The 11,022-nt window shown below is 49.5% G+C and carries 12 protein-coding genes; 6 read left to right on the top strand and 6 right to left on the bottom strand.

What is annotated here, in order from left to right; genetic code table 11:
* Positions 1-22 precede the first annotated feature (22 nt).
* Positions 23-1,846: a mechanosensitive ion channel family protein gene (locus MA2_RS01805; RefSeq protein WP_245945331.1), complete on the bottom strand. Its 1,824-nt coding sequence runs from the start codon at positions 1,844-1,846 to the stop codon at positions 23-25.
* 128 nt (positions 1,847-1,974) lie between these two features.
* On the opposite strand from MA2_RS01805, the gene MA2_RS01800 reads away from it, so the two are divergent.
* Together MA2_RS01800 and MA2_RS01795 are read left to right on the top strand one after the other, a co-directional pair.
* Positions 1,975-2,412 carry an HIT domain-containing protein gene (locus MA2_RS01800; RefSeq protein WP_067055623.1) on the top strand — a complete coding sequence of 146 codons (438 nt, stop codon included), beginning with the start codon at positions 1,975-1,977 and terminating at the stop codon, positions 2,410-2,412.
* A gap of 318 nt (positions 2,413-2,730) precedes the next feature.
* Positions 2,731-3,420: a DNA-3-methyladenine glycosylase I gene (locus MA2_RS01795; protein ID WP_245945332.1), complete on the top strand. Its 690-nt coding sequence runs from the start codon at positions 2,731-2,733 to the stop codon at positions 3,418-3,420.
* On the opposite strand, the gene MA2_RS01790 is transcribed toward MA2_RS01795, so the two are convergent.
* Positions 3,417-3,887, bottom strand: a complete 471-nt coding sequence (locus tag MA2_RS01790; RefSeq protein WP_067056103.1) for a threonine/serine exporter family protein — start codon at positions 3,885-3,887, stop codon at positions 3,417-3,419. The genes MA2_RS01795 and MA2_RS01790 overlap by 4 nt on opposite strands.
* On the bottom strand, positions 3,884-4,741 hold the full coding sequence (locus MA2_RS01785) for a threonine/serine exporter family protein (protein WP_079352002.1): 858 nt from the start codon (positions 4,739-4,741) through the stop codon (positions 3,884-3,886). The genes MA2_RS01790 and MA2_RS01785 overlap by 4 nt, the downstream gene beginning before the upstream one ends.
* Before the next feature lie 193 nt (positions 4,742-4,934).
* Here MA2_RS01785 and MA2_RS01780 point away from each other — a divergent pair, with 193 nt between their 5' ends.
* The 3 genes from MA2_RS01780 to MA2_RS01770 are packed head-to-tail and all read left to right on the top strand — an operon-like array spanning position 4,935 to position 6,480.
* Positions 4,935-5,264, top strand: coding sequence for a protein tyrosine phosphatase family protein (locus MA2_RS01780; protein ID WP_067056096.1), 330 nt, complete (start codon positions 4,935-4,937; stop codon positions 5,262-5,264).
* A gap of 23 nt (positions 5,265-5,287) precedes the next feature.
* Complete coding sequence (locus MA2_RS01775; RefSeq protein WP_067055620.1) at positions 5,288-5,791, top strand: YaiI/YqxD family protein; 504 nt, start codon at positions 5,288-5,290, stop codon at positions 5,789-5,791.
* Between the two features lie 32 nt (positions 5,792-5,823).
* Positions 5,824-6,480, top strand: coding sequence for a hypothetical protein (locus MA2_RS01770; protein WP_067055616.1), 657 nt, complete (start codon positions 5,824-5,826; stop codon positions 6,478-6,480).
* Positions 6,481-6,588: 108 nt separating this feature from the next.
* Here MA2_RS01770 and MA2_RS01765 read toward each other — a convergent pair whose 3' ends face one another.
* From MA2_RS01765 to MA2_RS01755, 3 genes are all read right to left on the bottom strand, one after another.
* Positions 6,589-7,062 (bottom strand): DMT family transporter, encoded by a 474-nt coding sequence (locus MA2_RS01765; protein WP_067055613.1) that lies wholly within the window; start codon positions 7,060-7,062, stop codon positions 6,589-6,591.
* Between the two features lie 99 nt (positions 7,063-7,161).
* On the bottom strand, positions 7,162-8,121 hold the full coding sequence (gene epmA / locus MA2_RS01760) for an EF-P lysine aminoacylase EpmA (RefSeq protein WP_067055610.1): 960 nt from the start codon (positions 8,119-8,121) through the stop codon (positions 7,162-7,164).
* A gap of 8 nt (positions 8,122-8,129) precedes the next feature.
* Complete coding sequence (locus tag MA2_RS01755; RefSeq protein ID WP_067055607.1) at positions 8,130-9,233, bottom strand: 4-phosphoerythronate dehydrogenase; 1,104 nt, start codon at positions 9,231-9,233, stop codon at positions 8,130-8,132.
* A 504-nt stretch (positions 9,234-9,737) separates the two neighbouring features.
* On the opposite strand from MA2_RS01755, the gene gltS reads away from it, so the two are divergent.
* Entirely contained in the window at positions 9,738-11,015 is a 1,278-nt protein-coding gene (gene gltS / locus MA2_RS01750; RefSeq protein WP_067055604.1) for a sodium/glutamate symporter, read from the top strand.
* The last annotated feature ends 7 nt before the right edge of the window (positions 11,016-11,022 follow it).

Raw genomic sequence — 11,022 nt, 5'->3', positions numbered from 1 at the left:
TGATTGAGGCTATATTTTCCTATCAAGCTTTCTTGGGTGGCGAGTCGGGGGTGTGGTGGGTGATTTTATCCAACGCTGTTGGCTGCTGCGCCGTCTCGTCTTTGGGCTTTTTGCGACTCATTTCATCCATCATCATGGCAACCCCTGGCTTGTCAAAAATGATTTGATTGGCAGGTAAAGCATTTTTGATGCCAAAATCGTGCATGATTTCGGCAATTTGCAAAATCATCTCGGTTTGTTTGGCATAAAATTCCATCAAACTTGGCATATCCAGATAACAACGTACCTCGATGATGTACGCGTCTTGTTGGGTAGATACGATCCGCGCTTGGTTCCATGTATCGGTGGTTTCGGGCAAGCTGGTGATGTAATCTTGCACCGCCGCGATAAACTCACGCAGTGGCTCAGTCTCGCTGTCACGGATAGCATAAAAACGTTGTTTAAAATGGAAAATATCACGGCGGGTGAAGTTCTCAATGCTCATGCCCGACAAATTGCCATTGGGTACAGTAACAATGGTGCGATCCATGGTTTGCACGCGTGTTGAGCGAATGCCGATATCGACCACCGTGCCTTCTTGATCGCCAAAGCGGCAATAATCACCGACATTGACAGGCTGATCCGCCACCAGTGACACACTGCCGACCAAGTTTTCGACGGTCTTTTGCGCACCCAATGCCAACGCCACACCACCAATCCCTAACGCCGCAATCCCTGTGGTCAAATCAAAGCCCAAATTGCCCAAAATTACAATCGCGGCGACGACCAAACACAGCACTTTGACGACTTTACGCAGCAAGGTCAAAATCGATAAGCGTTCAGGATGGTTGTTATTTTTGGCATATTTTTCGGCGCGTTTGAACACCAAATCACTGATACGCAGTACCAACCACGCCAACGCAACCCACGACAAAATCTGCGCCAAACGCTCAACCGCGTTGCGCACCACCAAATTAATGCCTGCATACAGCATCAACTCTTGAATGATGACACCCGTCAAAACCGCCGCCAAGGGCACAATAATGCGGCGATCTATCGGTAAACGTCGCTCGGTGGTGACATGACGAAACGCAAAGCGCACGCACCAAAACGCAATCCAACTTAGCAGCAAAGAGAACAGATATGTGGCGATCAGCAACACAATGACCGCCGCCACTTGTCCGATGTTTACGCCGCCGATTTCTTTTGCCAACAGCTCTTTGGGCACGTATTGCTCGACCAATGTCGGCTCAGTTTGTACCGCCGCGGTATCCAATTGGCGCAAGGTTTGCTGCGAAATCAGCCACACCTGATGCCCATCAGGTTGTGCCACGCGCTCAACCAACAAATCAATTTTGTCATCACCGTTGCCAAGCTCGCCAACTTTATCAACATTGGGTGCCAAACGGTCATCCAAATTACCGTTTGGGTCATTGCTCATTTGCAACTCGTTGTACAGCCGCCCACTGCTATCTAGCGCGCGTTTGAGCGTGCGTACCATGATATACGGGTTTTGGTTTTTATCAATCGCCAAGTAGCGGCTTGCCAGCGTGGTGTCATCTTTGGCAAGTGCCTGCAAAAAGTTTTGCATGGTGCTGCGTGGTGTATCGCGTCCAAAGGTGTCCGAAGCTGCAGCAGGCGTACTGGCAGCGGTATCGGCTTTGGCACTGGTGGGCAACAAACCCACCACCGCGCCAAGCCCTGTGCTGACCAGCAGCCCACAGGTTGCCAACAGCATCGCGGCAGCAAAACGTGTGACCTGTTGGGGTATCGCGCTGAGCGTTTTGATTGCCCGAAGGGGCGCGGTTAGCCCGTTGATTGCCCGTGCTGGCATCATTGGTTGGGTGGATGCGCTGTTTTTATCCAAAATGCTTCACCTTTTTTGCCATAAAACTGCTAAAATAACGGATTATTGTCGCTAAATTGCGAAAGTTTGTTATTTTATGGTTTAATCACTGCCTTGATTGTCTAAAAAATTGAGCGAAATCAAACAACATGTTTAAATTACACCCACAGCTTGCCCAAGATACGTTTTTAGTCGGCGAATTTCCGCTATCAACCTGCCGCTTGATGAACGACTGCCAATTTCCGTGGTTGATTTTGGTGCCGCGTGTGGCGGGCATTAAAGAATTGTATGAGCTGTCGGCAAGTGACCAAGCGCAATTTTTACGCGAATCCAGCTGGCTGTCAAGCCAACTTGCCAAGACATTTTTGGCAGATAAAATGAATATCGCCGCTTTGGGCAACCAAGTGCCGCAGCTGCATTTTCACCATATTGTGCGCTATCATAACGATATAGCATGGCCCAACCCTGTCTGGGGTACACCTGCTGTGCCTTATACCCCTGCCGTGCTCAGCCCAATGCAACAAACTTTGATGATGGCATTGCGCGGTCATCGTGATATGCCATTTGATTGGCAGATGTCGGTTTGATTTGATTGTTTTTAAAACCTTTAAAAAGCCTTCTGAATTACCTATTAAACCAAAGGGCTTTTTTGTTGCACTTGCACCAAAAGTTTTAGCGTGTTTGTCTAAATCATGTCGTTCTACGCGCCGATCAGCTCGGCTAATTATAGCAAAACTTGCCTACCCACTTGATAAAGCAAAAATACGTGGTTGGCGGTATGATAACGTTATTTTTGCTGCTAAATCACCAAACAGTGTATTTTGCTACAAGCCATTGTTTTGGTTTTGGTTTTGGTTTTGGTTTTGGTTTTAATTTCGCTTACGACTGCACAAAGCTGCTATACTGTGACAAATCTATACTGTGACAAATCTAGCCAACACACCCAACCCATGACCGACCTGCCTGCGCCTTATGCTGCGCCAATTTTGCCACCACCAAATCCTGCAATCAGCCATCGCTGTGCATGGTGTAACGCGGACCCACTGTATCAGGCTTACCACGACCACGAATGGGGCAAGCCTGTATTTGATGATCAACACCTGTTTGCCATGTTGTGCCTTGAGGGTATGCAAGCAGGGCTTAGTTGGCTGACCGTGCTCAAAAAACGCGCCGATTTTTATGCCGCGTTTGATGGTTTTGATCCAATCAAAATCGCGCTGTATGATGAGACCAAACTCCATGAACTGCTACAAAATCCGCGCTTAATCCGCAATCGGCGCAAGCTATCAGCGATCATCAACAATGCGCGCGCGTATTTGCGCGTGAGCGAACGCCAATCGTTTGGCGAGTACCTGTGGGCAATGTCGCCCAATGGTTTGGCATACGCGCCACAAGTCAATCACTTTGCCAGCCAAGCGGATGTGCCAACATACAGCCCACACGCCGAGGCAATGGCAGCGCAGCTCAAACAAGACGGCTTTGCATTCGTGGGTACGACGATTTGCTACGCGCTGATGGAAGCGGTGGGCATGGTGTATAACCACACGCTAGATTGCGATCTAGGACATGTAAGAATTCAGCCGATCTCAATTTAAACAATCGGGCGTTTGCGATAAAACAACGCGGTGGGCAATGACAGCCCAAACACCAACGCTGAGGTCACAAAAATCGCATTGGTGGCGTAATTGAGCATTTGCTCAAACAACGCGCGATTGTAGCCATAATAACCAAGCTCAACGAAGCTAATCATCGCCTTGTACGCCGTCACCCCTGGCATCATGCACAATAGCGCAGGCACCAGCACCGCTTTGGGCGTAATCATAAACCGCCTTGCCAAAAACACCGCCAAAAACGACGTGACCGCTGAGGCAACAAACGTTGCTGAGATGATGTTGTAATCCAAAATTTTCATGGTTTGGCGCACGCTAAAACCCAATGCCGTAATCAACAAACATTGCCACAAATGGCGTGAGGACACATTGGTCATCAAGCTCCAGCCCAGCGTCATCAGCATCGCCAAAATCGCCGCCCGTATCACCTCAAAGACTTGATCCGCCGTCATGTTGGTATCCCCCATTGGTCAATGCGCAGCAGCAGCAACGCGCACAAAATCCCGATACACGTCGAGAGCGTCATCACCAGCACAAACGCCAATCGCCCGACCCCCATCGCCATATACCCCTTGAGCATATCTGAAAACGAATTGATCAGCGGAAAACTTGGCAGCAATAGCAGCACACTTGAGGCAATCGCAATATGCGGATCATTGCCTGTGTGAGTTGCCAATGCAATACTACCCAAAATCGACGCGATAAACGCGGTAATCAGCGCAGCGACAAACGTATTAAAATGGTGCTGAGTCAGCCACTTACGCACCGTCAAACCGCACGTCCCTGCCACCCACGTCACCGCAACCACGCCCAAATCACCGCCTGCCAAATACGCAAAACACGCACACGCCACACCGACCATCGGCGCGACCACCCACGTTGGGTACGTCTCACGGTCAATGGCATCAAAACGTTCAACAGCATGCTCAAGCGTACTGGTTCGTGGCATAGCTTCTAAATCCAGCACAATACGCTGGATCTGCACCACCACGTGCAAATTGATATTTTGTGAAGTGGAAGCGCGTAGCGTTGTGATACAGCGATTGCTATAAATCGTCGTCACCGTGATGCTATTAAACACCAGCCCACACTCTACACTGCCCACGCCCAGCGCGTGCCCAAGCCGCCGACACAAATCCACCACCACCGCCGACTCAGCACCATGCTGCATCAGCAACAGCCCACAGCGCACACACAGACGGGTGATTTTTTGCTGATCTTCATAAGCGATATACGGCAGCGCGCGGCGTTTTTGCGCCTCATCGGCAGGTACAGCAAGCGGTTGGACAGGGGCAGAATTGGGCATAATTTACAACAGCAAGATCAAAAATGGGTCTGCAAACATGCAGGCGGTTTTTATAAGTGAAATTTTGCCCGATACCGCCCTTATATTCAATAGCTGACTAACCTAAGCGGACGAAAATTTAAGCCAAAGACCCACGAACGTGCTACACTAACGCAAATCTTCTTGATTAAATCTTAATAAAAGGAATCCTATGATGCCAAACCGCACCGCCTTTGCCGCCCAAATCCGCCCCGAACACATCGAGCAAATCAAAGCCAATGGCTTTAAAACTGTTATCAACAATCGTCCCGATGGCGAAGAACCCAATCAACCAACCAATGCCGACATCGAACAGGCCGCACGCACTGCTGGTTTGGCATATTATCATCAGCCCGTTGTCGCAAGCCAAATCAATGCCGACGACGCGCATACTTTTGCCGATATCTTTAACGCTGCCGAAAAACCCGTATTGATGTTTTGCCGCACAGGCAACCGCTGCCAAGTGTTGTATAGCCAAGCTGAGCATTTAGACTTGCTCGACTAACACTAACGGCTCACATCACCATCATGCGCCAGTCACCCATCACGCTGTGGATTGATGCCGACGCTTGCCCTGTGGTGGTGCGCAAACTGGTGCTCAAGCAGGCCGAGCGCACCGCCACCTCAACCATATTTGTCGCCAACCATGCGCTGCCATTGCCACGTCTGCCGATGGTGCAGCAAGTCACCGTGACAGCAGGTTTTGATCAAGCCGATGACTACATTGCCGCCCATGTATCCACAGGTGATATCGTCGTGACGGCTGATATCGTACTAGCCGATACTGTCATTAGCCAAGGTGCGCGCGTGGTAACCCCTCACGGCAAAATATATGACGCAAGCAACATCAAGCCTGCCCTCAACGCGCGTGACTTGATGGACACCTTGCGCGGTACAGGCGTGCTTGGTGGTGGGCAAAAAACCAATGGCCGCAATGCCCAACCACAGCAAGCCGCCTACAACAATCAGCACAAACAAGCCTTTGCCAATGTGCTCAATGCGTGGTTAAATGCCGCCAAATCCACCTATTAGCCTTTAATTTTAGATTATCAGCCCAGCAAATCATGCTCAACCCAATTACCGCTATCTGCACATTGTATGGTTTGTCTGATGCCCAAGCAAATGGCATGGACACCGCCAGCATAGAGCAAGCCGAAGCCTCACTAGCAATCCGCCTGCCTGCGCTGTTGTTTCATTATTACCGTGAATTGGGCAATACCGCGTTTAATCGTGCGTATCATCGTTTGGTGTTGCCGCATGCCATGCTTGGCGAGTATATTATCATCGCCTACGCTGCCGATGGCGACGCGGTTTGGGGTATTGCCAAAAATGCCCTAGCCCAACATAACCCCATGGTGCGCGTGAGTCGCAATTTTGATGCGGTCAATCAAGCCGAGGTGCATTGGTTTGACGAATTGCCGCTAGCAGCGTTTTTACTGGCACAGGCGATCACCAATGGCGTGCACTGTGGCTTGGTACAGCGACGCGAGGTGTATGATTTTACAGGCGATATTTTGCCGCGTGATTTGCTGGCTTTGTTGGCACAATGGGGCGATGAAATCGAGGAATTGCGCCAGCCGCATGAGCGTTTTTTTCAGCGTAATCATTTTAGCGTGGTGGCGTTGGTTAGCCTTGCTGAAGACGCTACACCAACCGCACTGTGGTTAGGCAGTCAAGACGCGGATGCGCTGGCAGCATGGCAAGCTGATTGGTTGGGCTAATGTTGGTTTAACGCCAAGCTAGCCAAACGCTGAGTCTGGTTAAATTTAACCAGATTTAATTGGCGTTAATTCAAAGGCACGCTGTAAAAAATTTGAAAAATCAAGCCATTATGATTTAAACCACGTTTTACCAAAATTAAATACCACCACACCTGCCAACATCAGCGCAAGCCCTGCATACTTTGTCCAATGTAGTGGCTGCACAGGCAAGCCGATCAGCCCAAAGCTGTCCAAAATCATGCCCATGCCAAGCTGACCGATAATCAGCAAAAATACCATCGCGGTCACGCCGATTTTAGGTGCCAAAAAAATCGACACAAACACAAAAAACGCGCCCAGCACACCACCCAAAAATTTCCAGCCGTCACCAAGACCCATTTGCCCAAAGCCTGCCTGCGCGGCGTGCCAATCTGCCACCAACAGCCCAACCAACCCAAGCGTCAGCGCACCCACGCTAAACGATACCAAGGCCGCCATCAGCGGCTGTGTGCCCAAAGTCGCGCCCAAGCGCGCATTAATCGCAGCTTGCACAGGAATACCCAGCCCTGCCAGCAAGCCCAGCAACCAATAACCCCAATTCATATTTTACAAACTACTTTTATCTATCAGCTCTAGACTTGCCAAAAGCCCAAACAAAACCCGTTAAATTTTTGCACTCAGCCAAAACTTAACTTTAAAATATCACGCACGGTCAATCGGCAAGGCGATAACCTCGCGGATATCGCTTGCCCCCACTTTGACCATCAACAGCCGATCAAGCCCCAACGCAATGCCACTACACGGCGGCAAAGCATCACACGCCGCCAATAAGTTTTCATCGATCGGCATCACGACTAAACCGCGACGCGCACGCTCGGCGTTGTCTTGCTCAAATCGCGCCCGCAGTGCTTGCCCATCTGCCAGTTCATCATAGGCGTTGGCAATCTCTAAGCCGTTGATATACAGCTCAAAGCGTTTTGCCACCGGGTAGCCATCGGCATCGATGGCACTTTTTGCCAAAGCCGCCGTCGCCAGCGGATAATCATACAACAAAGTCGGCAACTCACGCCCCAAGTTTGGCTCAACCAAATGACTAAATAGCACATCAAGCCAGCCTTGTTGGTCGTCGCCCATCTCAACATGAATGCCATGATCTTTGGCAATCGCCCGTAGCGTCGCACAGCTTGCACCAAACGGATGGATTTTAACATAATCCATGAACGCATCGGCATAGCGATAATGATCAAACACCACCGCATAGCCTAATACCTCACTGACCAATGCTTGCAACTCTTGCGCCAGCGCATCAAGCGACAGATACGGGCGGTACCACTCAAGCATACTAAATTCAATATTGTGCCGCGTGCCGACTTCATTGTCGCGAAATACGGGGCAGACCTGAAACATCGGCACCTGCCACGCTGCTAGCAAGCGCTTCATGGCAAATTCAGGTGAGGTGTGCAAATAATAAGTACGCGGCTGGTCATACACGCACACATTGGCAGATACCGATTGCAAACATACATCGGTGTTGCCAGCTTGCGACAGCAGTGGCGTTTGCACCTCAAGCACATCACGTACGGCAAAAAACTGGCGAATTTGGGCAAGCATATCGGCACGCGCACGCGCCACCGCAAGGCTACAAGTGGGCTGACTACTCATAAAAAGCGTTAAATATCCATAACATACGCTTGCCACTCACGGCGTAGCGGATAATTTTTGCGCAGCGCGTCAAAGTCTTTGCCTTCAATTGCGCCATCGGCATTGGCAACCGCGCGCAGACGTTGGTCATCGGCGCGAATATCGTACAACAGCGGCAAGCGCGTCAAAAACTGCTGACGTTCGTGCTCGGTAAACGGATTGTGCAAGGCTTGAAACAAAGGCGGCTGCTCGGGCAAAAACTCATGAAAATCCACCGTTGGTTTGATTTTTAGCCGCTTACACAAGGCTTGGTACACCATTTGCGTACCGCGCAGCTTACCCTCTAGCGTATAGCCTGCAATGTGTGGCGTGACGATACTGGCACAGCGCAGCAGCTCGGCATCCAAATTCGGCTCATGCTCAAACACATCCAACACCGTGACATTTGGCGCAGCAACAATATTATCACGCCCCAGTACACCGCCGCGTGAAGTGTTGATCACAATCGCCGTATCAGACATGCGTTGCCAACGCTCAGGGGTCATCAGATAATCGTGATGGGTCGGAAATGAGCTTTGGTAGGGATACGTCAAAGGCACATGAAAACTGATGACATTGCTTTCTGTAAGCACCGTGTTAAGCTTTGAATTATTGACCACCGATGGCGGTTTAAGTGGGTCATAGCCTAGCACCTGCCAACCAAAACGAATCGCATATTGCGCCAACGTGTTGCCGATATTACCCACGCCAATGATGCCTAGCGTGATAGGCTGAAACACATAATCGGGGCGCAAGGTTGCAATCGCAGCGATGACATACTGCGCCACCGAGTGCTTGCTGCAGCCTGCTGCACTGGCAAACTCAATGCCACGCCGCGATAGATAATCAACATCAACATGGTCAATCCCAATCGTTGCTGAACCGACAAACTTTACGCTGGTATTATCGGCAAGCAGTTCACGATTGACCTTGGTGACCGAGCGCACCAGCAGCACATCGGGGGCAATATCCGCCAAAACCGCCGCGTCAATCCCACGCCCTGGCATGGTGTGTAGCTCGACTGTGCGCCCAAACGTACTTTCATTAAAAAAATCCGTAAGCCGCGCAATATTGGCATCTGCTAAGATTCGCATGGATAATTCTGCCCTGTATGTATCAAAGTATGATCCAGATTGTTCTGAAGGTAATATAGTGGTTGTATGTGCCGATCACTGCCCCACGTTTTGACAACATGCTTGCGTATCAGCGTATATTTTTTTAGCGATTTTAACAGTTATTTAAACAAAATACTCAATCGCGCAGGCAATTTATATGGTATTTGAGGCTTACTTATACCACATTTTAATGAAAAATGTACGAAAATTTGGCAAAATTTGCCCAAAAAAATCGGCTAGTTTTTTTGATGGCTATTTGATAATGCGTTAATGTGACAAATTTTGATCTTGCCGCCAATTTGGCTCACTGTATTAAATTTAGTTTATCAAAAACCACACGACTGTGTTAAAGGTCGCATTATTTTGTTAAAAAATGTTTAGCCATTTTGCGCTAAATATGCAAAAATACGCCGCAATACAGCACAGGCGGACTGATAACGCGCTTGTCGTTGTTTCAATTCAGTTTTTTTTGAAGGTCTAGCTATGGAAATTACGGTAAACGGCTATTTTACGTTGATTTTGGCGACGCTGGTACTGTTACTGGGACGTTTTTTGGTAAGACGCATCAAGTTTTTGGCAGATTTTAACATCCCTGAGCCTGTCGCAGGCGGTTTGGTCGCGGCGTTGATTATTTATCTTTTAAACTTGACGCTAGGCTACAGCTTTAATTTTGCTAGTGGTTTACAAACGGCGTTTATGTTGATGTTTTTTGCGTCGATTGGCTTGAGCGCGGATTTTACCCGTCTAAAATCGGGTGGTAAACCGTTGGTGGTGTTTTTGGTGGTGGTATCAACATTTATCATTTTGCAAGACTTGGTCGGTGTGATCTTGGCAAAAGTCGTTGGCTTGCCGCCACTGTTAGGTTTGGTAGCAGGTTCGATTACCTTGACGGGTGGACACGGCACGGCAGGCGCGTGGGGTGCGGTGTTTGAGAACAAATACGGTGTGGCAGGCGCGACGACGCTGGGTATTGCGTGTGCAACTTATGGCTTGGTGGCAGGCGGCTTGATTGGTGGGCCGGTAGCAAAACGCTTGATTAAATCGCTACAACACGATGTCTTGCCTACCCCACAATACCAAACGGATGTGGAAAAACTTGCCGAACGCCAGTCGTTGTACCACACACAGCACGCAGCGCAAGTTGATGATAATAAAGAGATTTTTGAACGCCCCGACAGCATTCGCTTGATTACCGCGTCATCGACCATTGAGACGTTGGCATTGTTTGCAGGTGCGTTGGCGTTTGCCGATTTGATGACAACGGTGTCTAAAGGTACGTGGTTTGAATTGCCAACCTTTGTATGGGCGTTGGGCGGTGGTGTGGTCATCCGCAACGTGCTCACATTGGGCTTTAACTTTGATATGTTTGACCGCGCGATTGATGTATTTGGTAACGCGTCGTTGTCGCTGTTTTTGGCGATGGCGTTGTTATCGCTCAAACTGTGGCAATTGACGGGCTTGGCGGTACCGATTTTGATGATTTTGGTTGTACAGACCATCGTCATGTGGCTGTATGCCAACTTTGTGACTTTCCGCGTGATGGGTAAAAATTATGACTCGGCGGTGTTGGCGGCAGGGCATTGCGGCTTTGGTATGGGCGCGACCCCAACGGCAATTGCCAACATGCAAGCGATTACCGACCGCTACGGCCCTTCACCCAAAGCATTTTTGATTGTGCCGATGGTGGGTGCATTTTTTGTTGATTTGGTCAATGCCACGGTTTTGCAGATTTTTACTAAATTGCCGTTTGTTGCAGGCTAAACGGTTA

The organism is Moraxella atlantae NBRC 14588 (assembly GCF_001591265.1).
GTDB classification, from domain to species: Bacteria; Pseudomonadota; Gammaproteobacteria; order Pseudomonadales; family Moraxellaceae; genus Faucicola; species Faucicola atlantae.
The sequence above is the reverse complement of the archived record's forward strand: the minus strand, read 5'-3'. Positions and strand labels throughout refer to the sequence as shown.

What these genes read in the sequence shown, in the direction of transcription:
- MA2_RS01800 (WP_067055623.1), top strand. Translation starts at nt 1,975, where the DNA reads ATGTTTAAATTACACCCACAGCTTGCCCAAGATACGTTTTTAGTCGGC.
- MA2_RS01790 (WP_067056103.1), bottom strand. Translation starts at nt 3,887, where the DNA reads ATGACGGCGGATCAAGTCTTTGAGGTGATACGGGCGGCGATTTTGGCG.
- MA2_RS01785 (WP_079352002.1), bottom strand. Translation starts at nt 4,741, where the DNA reads ATGCCCAATTCTGCCCCTGTCCAACCGCTTGCTGTACCTGCCGATGAG.
- MA2_RS01780 (WP_067056096.1), top strand. Translation starts at nt 4,935, where the DNA reads ATGCCAAACCGCACCGCCTTTGCCGCCCAAATCCGCCCCGAACACATC.
- MA2_RS01775 (WP_067055620.1), top strand. Translation starts at nt 5,288, where the DNA reads ATGCGCCAGTCACCCATCACGCTGTGGATTGATGCCGACGCTTGCCCT.
- MA2_RS01770 (WP_067055616.1), top strand. Translation starts at nt 5,824, where the DNA reads ATGCTCAACCCAATTACCGCTATCTGCACATTGTATGGTTTGTCTGAT.
- MA2_RS01765 (WP_067055613.1), bottom strand. Translation starts at nt 7,062, where the DNA reads ATGAATTGGGGTTATTGGTTGCTGGGCTTGCTGGCAGGGCTGGGTATT.
- epmA (WP_067055610.1), bottom strand. Translation starts at nt 8,121, where the DNA reads ATGAGTAGTCAGCCCACTTGTAGCCTTGCGGTGGCGCGTGCGCGTGCC.
- MA2_RS01755 (WP_067055607.1), bottom strand. Translation starts at nt 9,233, where the DNA reads ATGCGAATCTTAGCAGATGCCAATATTGCGCGGCTTACGGATTTTTTT.
- gltS (WP_067055604.1), top strand. Translation starts at nt 9,738, where the DNA reads ATGGAAATTACGGTAAACGGCTATTTTACGTTGATTTTGGCGACGCTG.